Here is a 20,635-nt window from a genome sequence, read left to right as displayed (position 1 = left end):
GTCAGTCCCGCGGGTGCAGGAGCCGACGCCAGCTCAGTCCCTGGGCCGCGCGCATCGCGCAGAGCACCACGAGCAGCCAGCCGGCGTCGAGCAGGATCGAGCTCTCGGCCAGCGCGGTGACCATCAGCACGGTCAGCACCAGCACCGGCCAGACGTGCACGACCGCCTTGCGCTCGGAGGCGATCAGCCAGGAGCGCCAGAGCGCGAGGCCGATCAGCACGACGAAGAGGACCACCCCGACCGCGCCGACCTGCAGGGCCACGTCGAAGAGCGCGTTGAGGCTCGACGAGTGCGGGCGGCCCGAGAGGTAGTCGATGGCGGTGAAGGGGTAGAGGTCGGGCCGCCAGTAGCCCACCCAGCCCCAGCCGACGATCGGAGCGAGGTCCGTGAAGCGCCAGACCTGCTGCCAGAGCCGCAGCCGGAACTCGAACTCGCTGCCCGCGTTCAGCAGCTCGATCACCCGGTAGCGCAGGAGCCACACGGTGAGGGCGGCCGCTGCGGCGACGCCGAGCACCGCGACCTGCCGCCGACGGCGGTGGGTGCCGTCGCCGTGGCGCACCCAGCGCAGAGCGAGGGCGACGACGACGGCCACGGCGAGCACGCCCGCGCTCACGGCGGAGCGCGTGAAGAGGAGGGTGACCGCGGCGAGGGCGATCGAGGCGACGGCCGGCCCGCGGGCGACGGAGCGGGTCATCAGCTCCACCGAGAACGTCACGATCGCCAGCAGGCAGACCAGCCCGAGCTGGTTGCGCGTGCCGACGAGTCCCTGGATCGGCCCGCCGACCGCGAGCAGGCCCTCCACGCCGAGGAAGCGCAGCGGCTGGTCGATCAGCACCCCCGAGAGCACCTCCACGGCCAGCGAGGCGATCAGCACGACCCGCAGCACGTCGCCGACCGAGCGGATGATCTGGATGATGTCGCGCGTGAGGCCGATCGCGATCGCCAGGAACGCCAGGGCGAACTGGTAGACGACGCTCGAGACCGTGGCCCAGGTGTAGTCGCTCCACAGCACGCTGAGCGCGATCCAGCCGAGGAACACCAGGATGCTCGTGGGCAGCAGGCCCTCCCAGTCGAGCCGCCCGCGCCGCAGGACGAGCATGACCGCGGCGAGGGCGGTGAGCGTGGCGACGGCGGCGATGTAGCCGGGCCAGCCGAGGAGTCCGCGGACCGCCGGAGCGCAGAGGACGGTGACGAGAGTGGTCTGCGCGAGGGCCGCCGCGAACTGCGGGGACGCCGTCGCGTCGGCGACGGAGGCGGGGAGCGAGGGGCGGCGGGGCCTCATCGCCTCGGGGAGGCGTCGGCGAGGGGGAGCGGGGTCGCGGCGAGGACCTCGGGCGTCTCGCTCGCCGGCCGCTTGGTCTGCACCGCGAAGAGGACGAGGAGCAGCCAGCCTCCCTCGATCAGGATCCGGCTCTCGAACAGCGACTGCGCCAGGAGGGCGACCACGATCAGCAGCGGAGCGAGGCTGACGGCCGTGTAGGGGAGGGTCGAGGTCGCGTCGCGCCGCGGGCGGTCGACCGCGCGGAACCAGGAGCGCCACAGCGTCGAGACGGCGAGCGCCGCGAAGAGGACGAGGCCGACCGCTCCCAGCTGGAGGGCGACGTCGAGCCAGGCGTCGTGGGCCTGCAGGTAGAGCACGCCCTTGCGCTCGGCGAGGGTGTCGAACGGGGCGGCCCAGGGAGCCCAGTAGCTGACCCAGCCCCAGCCGAGGACCGGGCGCTGCAGCGTGAGCGCGATCACCGAGTCCCAGATGTCGAGGCGGCCCGTGGCGTCCTCGCTCTTGCCGAGCAGGCCGAGGAGGGCGCCCCAGCCCGCGGCGCCTCCGGCGACGGCCGCCACCGCCAGCCCCGCGGCGGTCAGGTAGACGGGACGCCGGCGGGACTCGCCCCTCCGACGAGCCCAAAGCGCGAACGCGGCCGCGAGGACGACGGCGACGAGGCAGAGCAGGACGGTCGCCGAGCGGGTGAGCAGGAGGGTCGCGACGAACAGGGCGACCCAGACCGCTCCCCACCGGCGCCGGATCGAGTGGGCCGCCAGCTCGATCGCGATCACGATCAGGCCGAGCAGGGCGAGGAAGCCGAGGAGGTTGCGGTTGCCGACGATCCCCTGGACGGGCTCGCCGGTGAAGAGGGCGGCCTGCGACCAGTAGAAGGCGTCGGGCGTCGGTCCGTCGGCGGGAGGCTCGACGCCGAACGGCAGGACGGGCTGCCGCACGACGACCGCGACCACGAGCTCGAAGAGGAGCGACAGGCCGACGGAGAGGCGCAGGGCCCGTCCGAGAGCCGTGAGCAGCTCCCGGCTGCTCAGCGTGACGGCGAGGACGACGCCGCCGAGCGTCGTCGCGAGCTGCGCCGTGACTCCGATCGCGCTCGCTCCCGGATAGGCGGACCACAGCAGCGAGAGCACCGCGAGCCCGAGGAAGAGGACCAGCGACTTCGGCGTGCGGGCCCAGCGCGGGCGGGGGCGGGCGCGGACGAGCACGGCGATCGAGGCGCCCAGGAGCAGCGCGACGACGACGCCCCAGCCCCACCATCCGGCGAGGTTCCGCAGCGACTGGCCGGCCAGCAGCACGGCCAGCACCGCCACCGCGAGCGCTCGGGGAGCGGCGGGGGCGGCGCGTCGGATCATGGCGACCAGTCTAGGGAGCGGGGGCGGTGCGGCGGCGTGCCGGGCGCGCCGCCGCACCCTCCCCGGCCGGGGAGGCTCAGACGAACGCAGCGGTGCCGGTGATCGAGCGGCCGACGATCAGCGTGTTCATCTCGCGGGTGCCCTCGTAGGAGTAGAGGGCCTCCGCGTCGGCGAAGAAGCGGGCGACGCCGTAGTCGAGGACGATGCCGTTGCCGCCCATCACCTCGCGGCACCAGGCGACGGTCTCGCGCATCCGGGCCGTCGCGTAGGCCTTCGCGAGGGCGGAGTGCTCGTCACGCTGCTCGCCGGCGTCGAGCATCTCGGACACGCGGGTCGCCAGGGCGATGCTGGCCGTGATGTTGCCGATGCTCTTGACCAGGAGGTCCTGCACCAGCTGGTGCCCGACGAGCGGCTTGCCGAACTGCACGCGCTCCTTCGCGTAGCGCAGCGCCGCGTCGTAAGCGCCGATCGAGACGCCGATGGCCTGCCAGGCGACCTCGGCGCGGGTGAGCCGGAGCACCTTCGCGGTGTCGCGGAACGAGTTCGCGCCCTGCAGGCGCAGCGACTCCGGGACGCGGACGCCCTCGAGCACGATGTCGGCGTTCTGCACCGTGCGCAGGCTCTGCTTGCGCGCGATGGCGGTGGCGCGGTAGCCCGGTGTCGAGGTGGGGACGAGGAAGCCCTTCACCTGGCCGTCCTCCGCGTCCTTCGCCCAGATCACGGTCACGTCGCTGAAGGTCGCGTTGCCGATCCAGCGCTTCTCGCCGTCGAGGATCCAGTCGTCGCCGTCCCGGCGGGCGGTGGTGCGCAGGCCCTGGGCGGAGTCGGAGCCGGAGTGCGGCTCGGTGAGGCCGAAGGCGCCGACGACCTCGCCCGAGGCGAGCTTCGGCAGCCACTCGGCGCGCTGCTTCTCGGAGCCGGCGACGCCGACCGTTCCCATCACCAGGCCGTTCTGCACGCCCACGTAGGTCGCGATGCCCGCGTCCACCCGGCCCAGCTCGAGCGCCACCCAGCCGCGGAACACGGCGGAGTTCTCGATCGCGCGGGTCTCGGGCCAGGAGAGGCCGATGACGCCGGTGGCGTGGATCGCGGGGATCAGCTGCCGCGGGAACTCCGCGCGCTCCCAGTACTCGTCGGCGATCGGCCGCACCTGCTCCTCGAGGAACGCGCGGACGCCGACCAGCAGCTCCTTCTCGGCGGGCGTGAGCGCCGCCTCGAACCCGTAGAAGTCGGCCCCCAGGGTCTCGAAGGTCGTGCTGTCCATGCTCTGTGCTCCCTCGCTCGTCGGATGCGGCACGGCGACCGCTCCGACGGCGACAGTGCTGCGACTCCCAGCGTACGAAGCGCGCCTGCGAGTGCCGCGTCCTCTGGCGGAGAGCACCAACAGGCGGGCCCTCCTCCCGGGCCCGCGTTGTGGATCCTGCTAGCGTCGCAGCGGAGCGGCCCCGGCGCGTCCGGCTGAGCGGCTCGGACCCACCCCTCGGACGGAAGGCCAGCGCTCCCGTGTTCATCCCGATCGGCAACACCCCCCGCGACTACGCCTGGGGCTCGCTCACCGGCATCTCGGAGGCCCTCGGCACCGCGCCCTCCGGCGCCCCCGAGGCCGAGCTCTGGCTCGGCGCGCACCCGGGCTCGCCCGCGCGCCTCCTCGACCCCGCCTCGGTCGGCGCCGGCACGCTCGCCGAGTGGATCGGCGAGCACCCCGAGGCGGCGCTCGCCGGAGTGGAGGGGTCGGTCGATCCGGTCTCGGGCGCTCCCCGTCTGCCGTTCCTGCTCAAGATCCTCGCCGCGGGCGGGCCGCTGTCGCTCCAGGCCCACCCCTCGTCCGAGCGGGCCCGGCGCCGGTTCGTCGAGGAGGAGGAGGCCGGCATCCCCCGCGACGCCGCCGATCGCAACTACAAGGACCCGTTCCACAAGCCCGAGCTGATCTACGCGCTCAGCGAGACCTTCGACGCGCTCTGCGGCTTCCGTGAGCCGGCGGACGCCCGGGCGCTGCTCGCCGAGCTGGCCGGGCGCGCCCCGGCGGAGGAGGCGGCCGCGATCGCGCGGTTCGCCCGGACGCTCGAGGGCGAGCCCTCGGAGGTCCTCCGCGGCGCCGTGTCGTGGCTGCTCGCCGACGGCGACCGTGCGGAGGTCGCCGCGCTGGTGTCCGCGGTCGTCGCGGCGTCCGCGGGCGACGACCGCCTCGAGACGACCACGGTCCGGGACCTGGCCGAGAGCTACCCGGGCGACCCCGGAATCGTGCTCTCGCTCCTGCTCAACCGCGTCCGCCTCGCCCGCGGCGAGGTGCTCTACCTGCCCGCAGGCAACATCCACGCCTACCTCGCGGGCACGGGCGTGGAGCTGATGGCCGCCTCCGACAACGTGCTGCGCGGGGGCCTCACGCCCAAGCACATCGACGTGCCCGAGCTGGTGAGCGTCCTCGAGTTCTCGCCGCTGCCCGTGCCCTACCTCCCGGCCGAGCAGGCCGGATCGGGCGTGCGCGTCTACCGTCCGGACGTCCCCGACTTCGTGCTCGCCGTCGTGGAGCCGGAGTCGGAGACGCCGGCCCGCGTCGCCCTGCACGGACCCGCCATCGCGATCGCGACCGAGGGCTCGTTCTCGCTCGAGGGCGCCGAGGGCTCGGTCCGCGTCGAGCGCGGCGGCAGTGTGTTCGTGACGCCGTCGGAGGGCGCCCTCGCCGTCACCGGACGGGGCAGGCTCTTCGTCGCGACGGTCTGACTCCTCCAGCGATCCCGGTGCCGCCCGCTCAGGCGGCGAACGTGCGGCGGTAGGCCGCCGGCGTGGTCCGCAGGACGCGCGTGAAGTGGTGGCGCATCACCGCAGCCGTGCCGAAGCCGACCCGCGCGGCGATCGCCTCGAGGGTCAGCTCCGTCTCCTCCAGCAGCACCTGCGCCCGGAGGAGGCGCTGGCGGGTGAGCCAGGCGAGCGGAGTCGTGCCGAGGTCGGCCCGGAAGCGGCGCGCGAAGGTGCGGGGGGCCATCACGGCGCGACGGGCCAGCGCCTCGATCGAGAGGTCCTCGTCGAGGTGCTCCAGCATCCACTCGGTGACCTCGGCCAGCGAGTCCGCGCGCGCCTCGGGAACGGGGGTCCGCAGGTACTGCGCCTGCCCGCCGTGGCGCTGCGGGGGCACGACCATCCGCCGGGCGACGACGCTCGCCGCCGTCGCGCCCAGCTCCTCGCGCACCACGTGCAGCGCCGCGTCGATGCCGGCCGCGGTGCCCGCGCTCGTCACGATGCGCCCCTCCTGCACGTAGAGGACCTCGGGGTCCACCGTGACGGAGGGGAAGCGCCGGGCGAGCTCGGCGGCGTGCATCCAGTGGGTGGTCGCGCGCCGGCCGTCGAGCAGGCCCGCCTGCGCCAGGGTGAAGGCCCCGCTGCAGACGCTGAGGATCCACGCGCCGCGCTCGTGAGCCTCGCGGAGGAGGTCGAGGACCCGCTCGTCGGCGGGCCCGCGGCCGTGGGCGGGGACGGCGATCAGGTCCGCGTCCCGGGCCGCGTCGAGACCATCGGCGATCAGCAGGTCGAATCCGAGGCTCGTGCGGACGGGGCCCGGGTCGGGAGTGGCGATCCGGAAGTCGAGGGCGGGACCTCCGTCGGCGCCGCGGTCGATCCCGAACACCTCGCAGACGACCCCGAACTCGAACGGCGCGAGGCCGGGCAGGGCGAGGAGGGCGACGGAGCGGAGCACGGCGGCAGGATATCGCGCCCCGTCGTCATCCGGCCGATCCGCGCCGTCGATCCCCGCCGCTAGGGTGTCTTCCGGCGCGCGGAGTCGCGGGCCCGCACCGAGGAGGATCCACATGGCATGGCTGGTCACCGGGGGAGCCGGATACATCGGGGCGCACGTGGTGCGCGCGTTCTCGGAGCAGGGCATCGACCCCGTCGTCCTCGACGACCTCTCCTCGGGGCACGCGTCGTTCGTGCCCGAGGGCGTCCCGTTCCACCAGGGCTCGATCCTCGACGAGGCCCTGCTCGACCGCGTGCTCGCCGAGCACGACATCGAGGGCGTCGTCCACGTCGCCGGGTTCAAGTACGCCGGAGTCTCGGTGCAGCGCCCCCTGCACACCTACGAGCAGAACGTCACCGGCACCATGCGCGTGCTGGCGGCGATGGAGCGCGCCGGGGTCTCCTCGATCGTCTTCTCCTCGAGCGCTGCCGTCTACGGCGCGGTCGACGTCGAGATCGTCACCGAGGACACCCCCAAGAGCCCGGAGTCGCCCTACGGCGAGTCGAAGCTGATCGGCGAGTGGCTGCTCGCGGACGCGGGGCGGGCGCACGGCGTCCGGCACGCCTCCCTGCGCTACTTCAACGTCGTCGGGTCCGGCTACCCGGACGTCTACGACACCAGCCCCCACAACCTCTTCCCCCTCGTCTTCGAGGCTCTGCTGGACGGCCGCACGCCCCGGATCAACGGCGACGACTACCCGACGCCGGACGGCACCTGCGTCCGCGACTACATCCACGTCGCCGACCTGGCGCTCGCGCACGTCGCCGCGGCGCGCCGCCTGGCCGCCGGCGAGCCGATCGACCCGGTCTACAACCTGGGCAGCGGATCCGGGGCCTCCGTCGGGGAGATCATGCGCGCGATCGCCGACAGCACCGGCATCGCCTTCACGCCCGAGGTCGCCCCGCGGCGGCCGGGCGACCCGCCCCGCATCGTCGCCTCCGGCGCGACGGCGGCCCGCGACCTGGGCTGGGAGATGCGGCACACGGTCGCCGAAATGGTGGAGAGCGCCTGGCGCGCACGGAGCGCCGCGACCGCCTGATCGGATCTCACGTTCGCGACACGCCGGTGTGTCATGAACCCTCCACGGCGGGTTGAGGGTTTATGGTCCGCGACTTGACCTGAGCGAATGACACCGCTGTAATTACCTAGGCAGCGGCTCCGGGAGGAGCGGCCGCCGATCATCGGTTCGCAGGCGGGGTAGGAGACGGCATGACGCTTCCGGAACAGCACTCCGGAGTCCCCGAGGACTGGTTCGTCGATCCGGTCCGTCTGGGCGTGCCCGGGGTCCGACCCGGGATCGACACCGCGACCGAGGCGCCGGGGGGCGCGCTCTCCTGGCAGGTCGACTCGCTGTGCGCGCAGACCGATCCCGAGGCCTTCTTCCCCGAGAAGGGCGGCTCGACCCGCGACGCCAAGAAGATCTGCACCTCGTGCGAGGTCCGGGCCCAGTGCCTCGAGTACGCGCTCGAGAACGACGAGCGGTTCGGCATCTGGGGCGGCCTCTCCGAGCGCGAGCGCCGGAAGCTGCGCCGCCGGGCCTAGTGCCCTCCTCGCCGCGACCCGACCGACGGGGCGGCGAGCCGCAGGCGGGCGGCGCGGCGGCATCGCTTAGGGTGGTCCGCGATGTATCCACGAGTCACCGCCGTCCTCGTCGCGCGCAACGGCGCGGCCTATCTGGAACGAACCCTCGCGGCTCTGCGGGCGCAGACCCGTCAGCCCGACGCGACGGTGTTCGTCGACGGAGGCTCGAAGGACACGACCGACGAGCTCCTCGCGTCCTGGGGTCCGACGCAGCTCGTGCAGGTCGCCGAGCACCTCCCCTTCGGCCAGGCCGTGGCCCGCGCGGTCCGCGTGATGCAGCCGCCGGCCGGAGAGGACGAGTGGCTGTGGCTGCTCGCGCAGGACTCCGCCCCCGAGCCCGGCGCCCTCGCGGCGCTGCTGGGAGCCGTCGAGGTCGCCCCCTCCGTCGCGGTCGCCGGCCCCAAGATCATGGACTGGACGCGCTCCGGCTACATCCGCAGCTACGGCGAGTCGATCACCAAGCACGGCACGACCGTCCACCTCGTCGAGGACGAGCTCGACCAGGGCCAGCACGACTCCACGCCCGACGTCCTGGCCGTCGCCGCCGGCGGCATGCTCGTGCGCCACTCCCTCTGGGAGGAGCTCGGCGGCTTCGACCCCGGCCTGCCGGTCGTCGACGACGCGCTCGACTTCTCGATCCGCACCCGGCTCGCCGGGCACAGGGTCAGCCGCGTGCCGGACGCCCGCGTCACCACCGCCCGCATCGGGCTGCAGCGCCCCGACGGCCGCCGCATCGACAGCGGGGAGCGGCGCCGCGCGCGCCAGCACCGCACCGCGCAGCTGCACCGCCGGCTCGCCTACGCGCCCGTCGCGCTCCTCCTCCTGCACTGGCTCTCGCTCGTCCCGCTGGCGATCGGCCGCGCGGTCGTGCGCCTGCTGCGCAAGCAGCCCGGGCTGGTCGGAGGGGAGCTGCTGGCGGCCCTCGTCGTCGCCTTCGGGGGGACGAAGGTGCTGCGGGCCCGCACCGTTCTCCGCTCGTCGAAGAACGTGGGCTGGAAGGCGATCGCGCCGCTGCGCATCCCGCTGGACGTGGTGCGGCAGCTGCGCTCGGTGCGCCACGACGCCGTGCGCGTGCAGGCCGGGCGGGACCGCCATCCGCTGCACTTCTTCCAGGGCGGGGGAGTGTGGGTCGTCCTCATCGCCGCGCTCGCCGGCCTGGTGGTCTACACGCCGCTCCTCGCTGCTCCCGCGCTCAGCGGCGGCGGTCTGCTGACGCTCTCGCCGACCGTCGGCGAGCTGTGGCGCAACGCGGCCTACGGCTGGCGCGACCTCGGCTCGGGGTTCATCGGCGCGGCGGACCCGTTCGCCGCCGTCCTCGCCGTGCTCGGCTCGCTGACCTTCTGGTCGCCCAGCTACTCGATGGTGCTGCTCTACCTCGTCGCGCTCCCCGCTGCCGCCCTCGGCGCCTGGCTGATGATCGCGCGGCTCACCCCGCGCGCGACCGCCCGCGCCGCCGGAGCCCTCGTCTACATCCTCGCTCCCGCCTTCTTCGCCGCGCAGGCCGACGGGCGCCCCGCCCCGCTGCTGGTGCACGTGCTGCTTCCCTGGCTCTTCTTCGCCGGGTTCGGCGCGTACCGCTCCTGGTCCGCCTCCGCGAGCGCCTCGATCCTGGCTGCGGCCGTCGTCGCGTGCGCGCCGGTGCTGGCCGTGCCGCTCCTGGTGATCTGGCTCGTCGTCGTCGCCACCTCGGGGCGGCGGATCGGCCGCTTCCTCGGCCTGCCGATCCCCGCGGCCGTCCTCCTCTTCCCGCTGGTGGTCGCCCGCGCACCGCGGGGCGACTGGCTCGGCGTCCTCGCGGATCCGGGCGTCCCGCTGCCCTCCGCGCAGTCGGACCTCGTCGCGCTGCTCGCCGGCTTCCCGGCCGGTCTGCCCGACGGATGGCTCGCGTTCCTCGGCGGTCTGGGGATCGGCGCCTCCGCCGCCCCGCTGGTCACGGCCGTGCTCGTCGTGCCGCTGATCGTCGCGGCGCTGGCCGCCCTCCTCCTCCCGAACAACCTCTCGGCCCTCGGCGGAGTCGGCGTGGCGGCGGCGGGTCTCGTGACCGCCTCGCTCGCCCAGGGCGTGCAGGTCGCGACCACCGGCTCCGAGGCGGTCTCCGTCTGGAGCGGCACCGGTCTCAGCCTCTACTGGCTCGGCCTGGTGATCGGCGCGTCGCTCTCGCTCGCCGCCGTGCGCTCCGTGCGCGTGGTGCCGGCGCTCGTCGTCACGGCCGCGGCGGCAGCACTGGTCGGTCCGCTCGCGGTGGCTTTCCCGACCGGCGCCGGCACGTCGGTGTCGACCACGTCGGACCGCTCGCTCCCCGCCTACGTGGCGGCCGAGGCCCGGAACGACCCGCGGGTGGGCACGATCGTGCTCGTCCCGCAGGCGGACGGCGGCGTCCTCGCCCGGCTGGAGCGCGGAGCGGGCGCGACCCTCGACCAGCAGTCGACCCTCGCGAACACCGGCGCCGAGAGCACGGACGCGATCGACGAGCTGGCGGGCAACCTCGTCTCGCGGACGGGCTACGACGTCCCCTCCGCGCTCGAGAGTCTCGGCGTGCGCTTCGTCGTGCTGACCGAGCCGGCCGGCACCCAGGTCGGCGACGCGGCCGCCGCCGTGCGCGCGCGGGCGGCCGTCTCCCTCGACGGCAACGCGGCGTTCTCGGCCGTCGGCGACACCCGCTACGGGCTCCTCTGGACGGCCGTCGACACCGAGGGGACCCGCACCGAGGCCGCTCCGTCCGGCGTGGTCGGGCCCTTCGGGATCGCCTACACGATCGCCCTCCTCCTCGTCTTCGTCGTCGCCCTCCTGCTGGCGGTGCCCACCGGGCTCTCGCTCGAGCGGGGCCGCTCCAGCGGCGCGGTCGCCGGGATCGACGACGAGCCGGGCGAGGCCACCGGCCAGTTCGACGACGGGAACGACGATGTCTGACCCCGCCGACCAGGAGAAGCAGATGCCCGAGTCCTCCGCCCGCCGCTCCCGCGCGGAGCGCCGCGCCGATCGCTCCGCGGCATCGACGCCCGATCGCGCACCCTCGGCCGCCCGTCGGCGCCGGACGGCCCTGCGCGGTGCGGTGGGCGCGGCCGGAGTCGTGATCGCTGCGGCCGCCGTGGTCGTGCCCCAGCTCCTCCCGTCCCCCCTGGTCTCGAGCGCCGCGGAGGGCGTCGTCGTGACGCCCGTCGCGGCCGACAGCTCGCTGGTCTGCGGCGGCGATCTGATCGACGCCGGAGAGCCGGAGCAGCTGCGCGCCCTCGACGGCGCGGCGACCGCGGTCCGGCCCGAGGGCTCCACCTCGGACCCCACGGTCCTCGACGAGGACGATGTCGCCGCACCGGGCACCGGCATCACCGGTCTGAGCGTGCCCGCGGGCTCCGACCCCGCTCCCGGTGGAGCCACCGTCCAGGCCATCGGCACGGACACCCTCTCCGGACTGTCCGCCCGCGCCTGCGCCGAGCCCTCGGCCGACAGCTGGCTCGTGGCCGGCTCGACCGACGTCGGGCGCACCTCCGTGCTGATCCTGGCGAACCCGAGCGAGGTCGCCTCCACCGTCGACCTCACGCTCTTCTCCGAGACCGGCACCGTCCAGGCCACCGGCGCCACGGGCATCGTCGTTCCGGCCGGAGCGGTCCGCGCGCTCCCGCTCGCGGGGCTCGCCCCCGGGGTCGTCCAGCCCGTCGTGCACGTGACCGCCCGGGGCGGCGAGGTCGCCGCGAGCATGCAGAGCAGCGCCATCTCCGGCCTCTCCCCGGAGGGCGTCGAGACCACCGGCCCCTCCGCCGGCCCGGACACGCTCGCCGTGATCGCCGGCTTCACTGTCACGTCGCCTCCGGCCGAGACCGCGAGCGACGACGGCAGCGGCGGCGCGGGCAGCCCCGTGCTGCGCATCCTCACCCCCGGCGACGCCGACAGCACGGTCTCGGTCGAGGTCACCAACGAGGACCCGAGCGGGTCGGGCGCCTCCACCCAGGTCGTCGTCCCCGCCGGCCTCGTCGGCGAGGTCCCGCTCACGGGCCTGGCGGACGGCTCCTACCGCATCGTCCTGCGGGCCGATCAGCCGATCGTCGCGGCGGGGCGGACGACCTCGACCGGCTCGGCCGGCACGGACTTCGCCTGGTTCGCCTCCGGCACCGCGACCACGACGCCCTTCGGCGTCGCCGGCACGGGCGAGGGCGACGCGCGGCTGCACCTGGTCAACGGCAGCGACTCGACCGCCTCGGTCGAGATCGAGGCCCCGGGCGGCACCCGCACGCTCGAGCTCGGCCCGTTCGCGGCTCTCGCGACCCCGCTGGACGGCGACGGCGCGGTCGTCAGCAGCACCCAGCCCGTGCAGGCCTCGGTCTCGATCGCGCGCGACGGGCGGATCGCCTCGTACACGATCGTCCCGCCGGGACCGCTCTCCTCGCCGATCACGGTCTACTCGCACTGAGACGCGGGGCGGCGGCGCCTCGGCGGTGCCGGCGCCTCAGAGCTGCCGGCGCCTCAGGGGTGCCGGTAGCGGTCCGGGGAGATGTCCCACGGGTCGCGGCCGAGCAGCTCCGCGACGGCGCGGAACACGTAGCTCTCGATCAGCATGCGCTGGTGCCACTCGTCGCGGCGGTGCAGCTTCGCCAGGCGCTCGATCGGCACACGGTAGAGCGTGATGCGGCGCGCGGCGTGGTCGACGCGCCACCGCGCGATGCCCGTGCCCTGCAGCCGGTCGGGGTCGACGTCGGGAGTCGCCGCGACGTCGACGCGGATGCCGGCGAGCTCCTCCGGCCAGGTGCCGCGGAGGTAGTCGAAGGCCGAGCCGATCGTCGCCTCGAAGAAGTCGGAGCGGGTCTGCAGCAGGGGGAGGTGCGGACCGGTGATCGGCCCTCGTGCGCCGCGGCCGTGCCGGTCGCGGGAGCCTCCGCGCGACCCGCTCGTCGGGCGAGCGGCGGAACGACGAGCACGGGGCATGGCTCCAGCCTATTGCTACTGTGGGCGGCGATGACCGGACGGCACTGCTCGCGGACGGGCTGCCGCGCGCAGGCCGTCGTCACGCTGACCTACGACTACCGCGACTCGCTGGTGGCGGTCGGGCCGCTGAGTCCTGCGCCGGATCCGCACGGCTACGACCTCTGCGCCGAGCACGACCGGCGGCTCCTCGTCCCGCGCGGCTGGGAGACCGTCCGCTACGGCGCGGGGCCCGCCTAGGCCGCTGCCGCGCGCGTCAGGGCCGCTCGGGGAAGCCGCGCGGCGTGCTCGAGAGCACCGGGGCCAGCCGCTCGAGGCGCTGGTCGGAGAGGAGAAGGGCGCGCTCCTCCCGCGCCCGGCGGAGGGCCGCCACGGCGAGGAGGAAGTCCTCCGCGGGCGCGGCGGGCAGCGGGGAGACGTGGACCGCGGTCTCGTCGGCCAGCGCGGCGGCGAGCTGCGAGCGCGAGGGCTCCGTCATGCCGTGGCGCTGACGGAGGAACTGCGCCAGTCGGCGCGCCAGTGCGTCGGGGAGGCGCGCGGTGTCCGCTGTGACGGCCCAGCCCCGCAGCGGCTCCGGGATCTCGACGACCAGCGGCTCCGCGCGGGGAACGCGCTCGAGCTGGCTGTGCGTGCCCGCGAGGACGTCGCCGAGACGGCGCGATCGGCGCGAGAGGAGGCCGACGACCGCGGCGAGCCCGCCGAAGGTCATCAGGATCTCGAGGACGCCGGTGAGGCCGCGCACGAGGGCGTGCCGGAAGCCGATGGAACCGCCGTCGTCGCGGACGACGCGAGCGCCGACGGTGAGCTTCCCGAGCGAGCGGCCGCGACTGGCCGTCTCGACGGTGACCGGCACGATCACCACGGCGATGACGAGGGCCGCGATCGCCACGGCGGCCGAGGCGGCGGGGTCCAGGCCGCCGTCCCCGGAGAGGGAGGAGACCAGCAGGAACAGGCCCAGCGCGAGCAGGAGCTCCGCGATCAGGTCGATGATCGCGCCGACCGCGCGGAGCACGAAGGAGGTGACGGGCACCTCGAGCGCGATCGCCTCGCCGGTGACCAGGTCGGCGTCGTCGAACTCGGTGCGCTGCTCCTCCACGGTGCTCCTCCCGGATGCTCGGCCTCGGCGGCGTGCCTGGCTATCCTGTCAGGAGATGGACATCGACGCTCTCTCGGCCGCCCGCACTGCGCAGTGGACCCGCCTCGACGAGCTCTCGCGCAGGCGCCGCCTGACCGGAGCCGAGGCGGACGAGCTGATCGAGCGCTACCAGGCGGCATCCGCGGACCTCGCCACGATCTCCTCCACCGCCGGATCGACGGCCGTCGGCACGCGGCTCGCCGTCTCGCTCTCGCGGGCTCGGGGACGCCTGACCGGCACGCGAGACGAGCCGCTCGCCGCGGTCTCCCGCTTCGTCGTCCTCTCGCTCCCGGCCGCTCTGCACCGGCTGCGCTGGCTGACGCTCGCCGTCGCCCTCGCGACCGCGGTGGTGGCGACGCTCTACGCGCTCTGGATCCTCGGCGACCCGCGCCTGCTCGCCGCGCTGGGCGACGACGAGGAGCTGCGGCGCTTCGCCCGGGGCGACTTCATCGACTACTACTCCGAGAACCCCGCCGCCTCGTTCGCCGGGCAGGTCTGGACCAACAACGCCTGGATCGCGGCGCAGTGCGTGGCCTTCGGAATCGTCGGCGTCTACGTGCCGTACATCCTGCTGCAGAACGCGCAGAACCTCGGCACGTCGATCGCGGTGATGTTCCACGTCGGAGAGGGCGACACGTTCTTCCTCTACATCGCGCCGCACGGCCAGCTCGAGCTGACGGCCGTGTTCGTCGCCGCGGCCGCGGGCCTGCGGATCTTCTGGGCCTGGATCGCTCCCGGCGCGCGCACCCGCGGCCAGGCGCTCGCCGAGGACGCGCGGAGCCTGTTCACGGTGGCGATCGGCCTGGTCTTCGTGCTGCTCGTCTCGGGCGTGATCGAGGGGTTCGTCACTCCGGCGCCCTGGCCCTGGTGGCTCAAGATCGGGATCGGGGCGCTCGCCCTCGGCGCGTTCCTCTTCTACATGATCGTCGTCGGCGGGCGCGCGGTGCGGGCGGGGGAGACGGGCGACCTCGACCGGTTCGAGGCGGGGTCGCGCAGCATCGCGGCCGGCTGAGCCGAGCCGGACGAGCGCGGCCGTCGGAGCGGGGCCGACGATCAGCGCTCCCGGGACCGACGACGGCCCCTCTCGCAGGTCAGAGCCGTCCGGCCGCCTTGAGCGCGAGGTAGCGGTCCGCGAGCGCCGGCGGGAGCGCGGAGGGGCTGCCGAGCACGACGTCCCCGCCGAGACGGCGGACGGCGGCCGAGAGCCGGTCGACGTCCGCGAGCGAGCGCTCCGCGGCGGCGGCGGAGTAGACCGCGGCCCGGTCGCTCCGGTCCTCCGCCATCCGCTGCAGCTCGGGGTCGAGCGCGCAGGCGACCACGACCGTGTGCGCGCGGGTGAGCTGCGGGAGCACCGCGAGGAGCCCCTCCGCCGAGCCGACCGAGTCGAGCGCGGTGAGGAGCACCACCAGCGAGCGCTGGGAGGCCAGGGTGCGCACTTGCGCGGGCACCGCCGCCCAGTCGGTCTCGATGAGCTGGGGCTGCACGGGGGCGAGGGCGTCCACGACGCGGGTCAGCACCTCCGTGCCGGTCGCGCCGTGCACGCGGGCTCGCCGGGTGCGGTCGAACGCGAGCACGTCGACCCGGTCGCCGGCCGAGGCCGCGAGGGCCGCCAGGAGGAGTGACGCCTCGATCGCCGTGTCCAGGCGCGGCTCGTCCTCGATCCGGGCGGCGGACGTGCGGCCCGTGTCGAGCACGACGATCACGCGCCGGTCGCGCTCCGGGCGCCAGGTGCGGACGACCGGCTCCCGGCGCCGCGCGGTCGCCCGCCAGTCGAGCGAGCGGACGTCGTCGCCGCGGACGTACTCGCGCAGGCTGTCGAACTCCGTTCCCTGCCCGCGGATCATCACGCTGGTCCGCCCCTCCAGCTCGCGCAGCCGCGCCAGGCGCGAGGGCAGGTGGCGGCGGGAGCGGAAGGCGGGCAGCACCCGCACGACGGCCGGCGCGGCCCGTGTCGCCTGGCGGCCGGCCAGCCCGAGCGGCCCGCGGGAGCGGATGGTGACGTGGAGTGCCCGGCGCTCGCCGCGGCGCAGCGGCTCCAGGACCGTGGTCACCGCGCGGCGCTCGCCCGGAGGCAGACGCAGGGGCGACCGGGTCTCGAGGGCGCCGGCCGAGGGCTCCCAGGCGTCGCGGAGGACCCCCGTGATCCTCCTGCGGCCGGTGCTCGTGACCAGGAGGGTCGCCTCGGCCCGCTCGCCGAGCCGCACCCGGTCCGGCACCCGCCGCTCGAGCACGACGGCCCGGGGCGAGCCCGCGACCGCGACGTCGATCCCGACGAGGACCGCCCAGGCCAGGAGCCAGAGGCCGAGCACGGCGAAGGCGACCTCGGGGCGGCCGCCCAGGAGGACGACCGGCACCAGGCCGACGAGGAGGACGAGGACGCTGCGTCCGGTGAGGTGCACGGCTCAGACCGGGACGCGGACCTGCTGCAGGATCCCGCCCAGGACGGCCTCGGTGCGGACGCCCTCGAGCTCCGCCTCCGGCTCCAGCTGGATGCGGTGGCGCAGCACGGGCAGGACCATCGCCTGCACGTGGTCGGGGGTGATCGAGCCGTAGCCGTTGAGCCAGGCCCAGGCGCGGGACGCCGCGAGCAGGGCGGTCGAGCCGCGGGGGCTGGTGCCGAGCTTGACGCTCGGGCTCTCGCGGGTGGCTCGGGCGAGGTCGACGATGTAGCCGAGGACGTCGGGGCCGGCTCCGACGCGCCGGGCCGACGCCTGGGCGGCGCGCAGACGAGCGGCGTCGAGCACGGGGCGCACGCCCGCGGCGTCGAGATCGCGCGGGTCGAAGCCGGCGGCGTGGCGCGAGAGCACCTCCACCTCGACGTCGCGCGGCGGGATGTCGAGCACGAGCTTGAGCAGGAACCGGTCCAGCTGGGCCTCCGGGAGCACGTAGGTCCCCTCGTACTCCACCGGGTTCTGGGTGGCGGCGACGAGGAACGGGTCCGGCAGAGGCAGGGTGCGCCCGTCGACGCTGACCTGGCGCTCCTCCATCGCCTCGAGCAGCGCGGCCTGGGTCTTCGGCGGCGTGCGGTTGATCTCGTCCGCCAGCAGGAGGTTCGTGAAGACCGGGCCCTCGCGGAAGGCGAAGCCGGAGGTGGAGGCGTCGTAGACGAGGGAGCCGGTGATGTCGCCGGGCATCAGGTCCGGCGTGAACTGCACCCGGCGGGTGTCGAGGCCGAGCGAGACGGACAGGGCGCGCACGAGCAGCGTCTTCGCGACTCCGGGGACGCCCTCGAGCAGGACGTGGCCGCCCGCGAGGAGGGCGATCAGGAGCCCGGAGACGGCGCCGTCCTGGCCGACGACCGCGCGGCCGACCTCGGAGCGGACCCGGTCGAGCTCGGCGCGCAGGTCGTCGTCGGAGACCGGCGCTCCGTCGCGGGCGGAGGGGGTGGTGTCGCTCATCGGGAGGGGCCTTCCGGTCGTCGGGCGGTCGTCGGGGAGAGGGCGGCGCGGAGCGCGCTCTCGAAGCGGAGGAGCTCGTCGGAGGCGGCGACGAGGGCGGCGTCGTCGCCCGGCAGGTCGTCGACGAGCAGACGGCGCAGCGCGGCCTGATCGCGGCCGAGGCGCTCGGCGGCGACGGCGACGATCTCGTCGACCCCGGTCGCCGGAGCGAGTCCCAGGAGCGCGGCCGTCCGCCGGAGGGTGCCGATGCGCAGTGCGTCGAGGGCGCGGGGCCGCAGGGCTCCGCGCGCGTAGAGCCGCGCGCGGCCGCGGGCCGTCTCGCTCGCATGCACGACGACCGGCAGCGGCTCGACCGCGAGCGGGCCGAGCCGGCGGCCGCGCCAGACGGCGGAGGCGACGAACACGGCCACCAGCAGCAGGAGAGCCGGTGTCACCCAGCCGGGGGCGAGGTCGGCGGGTGCAGGGGTGGTGCTCGCCGAGTCGGCGGCTCCGGCGCGGTACCAGACCAGCCGGTCCTCACCGCCGAGCAGTCCGAGCGCGAGAGCGGCGCGGCCGTCCTGGCCGATGGTGCCGTTGCGGAGGAGGTCGGCGTCGCCGATCGCGGTGACCTCGGCGCCCTGCGGGAATCCGGTGCTCACGAGCAGGAAGCCGTCGTCGCCCGAGGGGAAGCAGCCGACGGCGTCGCCGTCGTCGAGGATCCGGTACGTGTTCCCTCCGGCGGGGAGCGTCCCGGCGCGCTCGGCCGCCGGGAGCGGGCACTCGGGGCGGAAGGGGCCGTCGCCGGCCGGGGAGCCGGCGAAGCGGACGTCCGGCAGCAGGGCGTCGAGCGCGGCTCCTCCCGGGGTCACCAGGACGAGCGAGGCCGAGGCGCGGGCGAGCCGGCGGTACTGGGCCTCGTCGAGGGCCACGTCCGGGTCGTCGACGAGCAGTGTCGCGTCGGGGGAGGAGGCGGCGAGAGCGGAGTCCAGGTCGTCGGCGCGGACGACCTCGACGCCCTGATCGCGCAGCACCTGGGCGAGCGCGCGGGCGCCGTCCGGGGTCGCGCTGTCGACGTCGAGGTCCGGGGCGGCCACCCGGGTCCCGGTCGCGACGGTGAGCAGCAGAGTGCCGACCGCGACGATCACGAGGAGGAGCACCCACACCCGTCCGCGGCGCAGCAGTGCGCCGAGGGTCGGGCTGGAGACCGTGTCGGCGCTCACCGGGGCGCCGCCAGGGCGTCCAGGACCGGCGAGGCCGCGGCGAGCTCGCGGTCCAGAGCCGCGACCCGCTCGTACTCGGCCGGGCCGCAGGGCTGCCCGAGGTAGCGCACGCGGTCGAAGTCGTCGGCCGTGCGGCGCAGCGCGGCGGCGGAGGAGGGGAAGGCCGCAGAGGCGCGCGACGCCAGGCCGAGCGCGGTCGTGCCGGGCGAGACCCGCAGGACGGTCCGCTCGTCGAGGGAGCGCACCAGGGCGCGGAAGCGCTCGACGAGCGCCTCGTCCCAGTCCCCGCGAGCGGCCGCGGCCTCGGCGAGCGAGCGGAGGATCGCGGCCGAGCGGGTGTCGTCGTCGGCGAGCACCGCTCCCGTGACGGTGCTGCGGCGACCGGCGCGGGGCCGTCCCGCGATGACGAGCGCGGCGACCACGAGCGCCACCAGCACCAGCACGCCGATCACGGCGGCGATCGGCACCGGCGGGCCGTCCCCCTGCAGCGTGAGGGAGGCGAACCAGTCGCGCACCGCCTGCACCACCCGGTCGAAGAGGGTCGGCTCGGCCGCCCGGTAGCGCGGGTCGGCGAGCTCCTCGAGGAGGAGTCGGCGCGCCTGCTCCGCGTCGGGCTCGAGAGGGGCCGCGGCGAGGATCACGGGCGCTCCGGCACGGGGAAGGGATCGGGGGAGGGGCGGCCCGCCGCGCGCTCCTCGACGTGGCGCATCAGCACCAGGTCGAAGCCCTCGCGGCGCATCCGTCGGTCGAGGTAGACGAGGCCCGTCACGGCCGACTGGAGCACGGTGCCGACGGCGCCGATCACGAAGCCCACGGCGACGGAGGCGATCGTCACCACGAGCGAGGTGACGAGCTGCGCGTCCGGGTCGGTCGGGGCGATCAGGGCGCCGGCGATCGGGATGAGCAGGCTGAACGGCGTGGCCACGATCTGGCCGGCGATCTGGATGATCACGGTCATCAGCGCGAGCGCGCCGAAGGTGCGCCAGAAGCCGCCCGCCACCAGCCGCCAGGAGCGCGCCACCGCACGGCGCAGCGGCAGCCGCTCGACGACGATCAGGCTCGGAACCAGGGCGAGCTTCGTCGACAGCCAGACCCCCAGCGCGAGGGCGACCAGGCCGGAGCCGACGAGCACCAGGATCCCGCCGACGATCGCGCTCGACGTCCCGTCCATCGCTCCGATGACGAACAGCGGCACGGCGAGCGCCACGGCGAGGAGCACCAGGAGGAGGTAGCCGACGCCCTGCAGGACCGTCCAGCCGATCAGCGCCCAGAAGCGGCCCCGCAGCCGGGCGAGCAGCTGTCGGAAGGTCGCCCGCTCGCCGAGGACGCCGCGGGTGACCTCGAGCACGACCACGCCCTGCACGAGAGCGCCGCTGGCGAGCGAGACGGCGAGGGGGATGAGGGCGGCCAGGACCACGACCGCGAGGGAGCCCGCGCCGACGGCGTCGCGGTCGGCGGACTCCGCCTGCGCGATGCGCCCGACGGCGAGCACCGCGATCAAGCCGTAGACCGCCAGGGCGAGCACCGACCCGAGGCCCTGCACCAGCAGGGCGACGCCCAGGGTCGTGCGGGGGCTGCGGCGGAGGACCTGGAACGGGGCGCCGAGCAGGGTGCCGAAGCCGAGCGGGCGCAGCGGCACGAGACCGGGCTTGGGCGGGGGAGTCCAGCCGGGCGCTGGGCGTCCAAGCGACCAGGTGCCGGCGCCGGCGGGCGACCAGGAGCCCCCGGCGGGACCGGGTGGTACGGGGCCTGCGCTCGGCGGCGCGGGCGACCAGGCCGGGGCGACGGGAGCGGGCAGCGGCCTGCGCCGGTCGCCGTCCTGCGCCGGGACGGCCGCGTCGTCCGGACGCCCTGCGGGCGGGGGCCACTGAGCTGCGTCGGTCATCCCCTCCATGCTGTCACAGGCGTGCGGGCGGGGTCCTCCCCCGAGCGGACCCCCTTAGCCCGCAGAGCCCGCTCCCCGCCCACGGAGAGGTGCGTCGGTTAGCCTGGGTCGGGTCACCGTGCGCGCCGTGGGCGGGCGCGACCCGAGACGAGGAAGAGCAGACCG

At 75.2% G+C, this 20,635-nt stretch carries 18 protein-coding genes; 7 read left to right on the top strand and 11 right to left on the bottom strand.

Features of this window, described 5'->3' with window-relative positions; translation table 11 throughout:
• Nucleotide 1: 1 nt before the first annotated feature.
• From C5C44_RS01985 to C5C44_RS01975, 3 genes are all read right to left on the bottom strand, one after another.
• A complete protein-coding gene (locus C5C44_RS01985; RefSeq protein WP_104225478.1) occupies nucleotides 2-1,282 on the bottom strand; it encodes an O-antigen ligase in 1,281 nt (426 codons plus the stop codon).
• On the bottom strand, nucleotides 1,279-2,628 hold the full coding sequence (locus C5C44_RS01980) for an O-antigen ligase (protein ID WP_104335164.1): 1,350 nt from the start codon (nucleotides 2,626-2,628) through the stop codon (nucleotides 1,279-1,281). The genes C5C44_RS01985 and C5C44_RS01980 overlap by 4 nt, the downstream gene beginning before the upstream one ends.
• Nucleotides 2,629-2,704: 76 nt before the next feature.
• Entirely contained in the window at nucleotides 2,705-3,892 is a 1,188-nt protein-coding gene (locus tag C5C44_RS01975) for an acyl-CoA dehydrogenase family protein (RefSeq protein ID WP_104335163.1), read from the bottom strand.
• Nucleotides 3,893-4,131: 239 nt separating this feature from the next.
• On the opposite strand from C5C44_RS01975, the gene manA reads away from it, so the two are divergent.
• Nucleotides 4,132-5,349 carry a mannose-6-phosphate isomerase, class I gene (gene manA / locus C5C44_RS01970; protein ID WP_104335162.1) on the top strand — a complete coding sequence of 406 codons (1,218 nt, stop codon included), beginning with the start codon at nucleotides 4,132-4,134 and terminating at the stop codon, nucleotides 5,347-5,349.
• Nucleotides 5,350-5,377: 28 nt separating this feature from the next.
• On the opposite strand, the gene C5C44_RS01965 is transcribed toward manA, so the two are convergent.
• Entirely contained in the window at nucleotides 5,378-6,319 is a 942-nt protein-coding gene (locus C5C44_RS01965) for a GlxA family transcriptional regulator (protein ID WP_104324131.1), read from the bottom strand.
• 112 nt (nucleotides 6,320-6,431) lie between these two features.
• Between C5C44_RS01965 and galE the strand changes: the two genes are divergently transcribed.
• The 4 genes from galE to C5C44_RS01945 all read left to right on the top strand — a co-directional run bounded on the left by galE (nucleotide 6,432) and on the right by C5C44_RS01945 (nucleotide 12,344).
• Entirely contained in the window at nucleotides 6,432-7,397 is a 966-nt protein-coding gene (gene galE, locus C5C44_RS01960; RefSeq protein WP_104232806.1) for a UDP-glucose 4-epimerase GalE, read from the top strand.
• Between the two features lie 170 nt (nucleotides 7,398-7,567).
• Nucleotides 7,568-7,900: a WhiB family transcriptional regulator gene (locus C5C44_RS01955; RefSeq protein ID WP_104224145.1), complete on the top strand. Its 333-nt coding sequence runs from the start codon at nucleotides 7,568-7,570 to the stop codon at nucleotides 7,898-7,900.
• 81 nt (nucleotides 7,901-7,981) lie between these two features.
• The gene (locus C5C44_RS01950; RefSeq protein WP_104335161.1) at nucleotides 7,982-10,849 is read left to right on the top strand and encodes a glycosyltransferase family 2 protein; all 2,868 of its coding nucleotides are present in this window, start codon (nucleotides 7,982-7,984) and stop codon (nucleotides 10,847-10,849) included.
• Entirely contained in the window at nucleotides 10,842-12,344 is a 1,503-nt protein-coding gene (locus C5C44_RS01945; RefSeq protein ID WP_146084287.1) for a DUF5719 family protein, read from the top strand. The genes C5C44_RS01950 and C5C44_RS01945 overlap by 8 nt, the downstream gene beginning before the upstream one ends.
• A gap of 53 nt (nucleotides 12,345-12,397) precedes the next feature.
• On the opposite strand, the gene C5C44_RS01940 is transcribed toward C5C44_RS01945, so the two are convergent.
• Nucleotides 12,398-12,856 (bottom strand): metallopeptidase family protein, encoded by a 459-nt coding sequence (locus tag C5C44_RS01940; RefSeq protein WP_104224142.1) that lies wholly within the window; start codon nucleotides 12,854-12,856, stop codon nucleotides 12,398-12,400.
• A gap of 30 nt (nucleotides 12,857-12,886) precedes the next feature.
• Between C5C44_RS01940 and C5C44_RS01935 the strand changes: the two genes are divergently transcribed.
• Complete coding sequence (locus C5C44_RS01935) at nucleotides 12,887-13,093, top strand: DUF3499 family protein (RefSeq protein WP_104224141.1); 207 nt, start codon at nucleotides 12,887-12,889, stop codon at nucleotides 13,091-13,093.
• Nucleotides 13,094-13,109: 16 nt separating this feature from the next.
• On the opposite strand, the gene C5C44_RS01930 is transcribed toward C5C44_RS01935, so the two are convergent.
• A complete protein-coding gene (locus C5C44_RS01930; protein WP_104224140.1) occupies nucleotides 13,110-13,949 on the bottom strand; it encodes an RDD family protein in 840 nt (279 codons plus the stop codon).
• A gap of 55 nt (nucleotides 13,950-14,004) precedes the next feature.
• Between C5C44_RS01930 and C5C44_RS01925 the strand changes: the two genes are divergently transcribed.
• Nucleotides 14,005-15,000, top strand: coding sequence for a stage II sporulation protein M (locus tag C5C44_RS01925; protein ID WP_104224139.1), 996 nt, complete (start codon nucleotides 14,005-14,007; stop codon nucleotides 14,998-15,000).
• Between the two features lie 79 nt (nucleotides 15,001-15,079).
• Here the strand turns inward: C5C44_RS01925 and C5C44_RS01920 are convergent, their stop codons facing one another.
• From C5C44_RS01920 to C5C44_RS01900, 5 genes are read right to left on the bottom strand one after another with little or no spacing between them, the layout of a single operon-like run.
• Complete coding sequence (locus tag C5C44_RS01920; protein WP_104335159.1) at nucleotides 15,080-16,387, bottom strand: DUF58 domain-containing protein; 1,308 nt, start codon at nucleotides 16,385-16,387, stop codon at nucleotides 15,080-15,082.
• Between the two features lie 3 nt (nucleotides 16,388-16,390).
• Nucleotides 16,391-17,386 (bottom strand): MoxR family ATPase, encoded by a 996-nt coding sequence (locus tag C5C44_RS01915; protein WP_104224137.1) that lies wholly within the window; start codon nucleotides 17,384-17,386, stop codon nucleotides 16,391-16,393.
• Nucleotides 17,383-18,585 carry a DUF4350 domain-containing protein gene (locus tag C5C44_RS01910; RefSeq protein ID WP_104335158.1) on the bottom strand — a complete coding sequence of 401 codons (1,203 nt, stop codon included), beginning with the start codon at nucleotides 18,583-18,585 and terminating at the stop codon, nucleotides 17,383-17,385. Before C5C44_RS01910 ends, C5C44_RS01915 begins: the two co-directional genes overlap by 4 nt.
• On the bottom strand, nucleotides 18,582-19,226 hold the full coding sequence (locus C5C44_RS01905; protein WP_104232800.1) for a DUF4129 domain-containing protein: 645 nt from the start codon (nucleotides 19,224-19,226) through the stop codon (nucleotides 18,582-18,584). The genes C5C44_RS01910 and C5C44_RS01905 overlap by 4 nt, the downstream gene beginning before the upstream one ends.
• Entirely contained in the window at nucleotides 19,223-20,470 is a 1,248-nt protein-coding gene (locus tag C5C44_RS01900; RefSeq protein ID WP_146084286.1) for a hypothetical protein, read from the bottom strand. Before C5C44_RS01900 ends, C5C44_RS01905 begins: the two co-directional genes overlap by 4 nt.
• Nucleotides 20,471-20,635 lie beyond the last annotated feature (165 nt).

The organism is Rathayibacter sp. AY1F6 (genome assembly GCF_002932035.1).
Classification (GTDB): domain Bacteria; phylum Actinomycetota; class Actinomycetes; order Actinomycetales; family Microbacteriaceae; genus Rathayibacter.
This window is presented reverse-complemented; position numbering and strand designations above follow the sequence as displayed.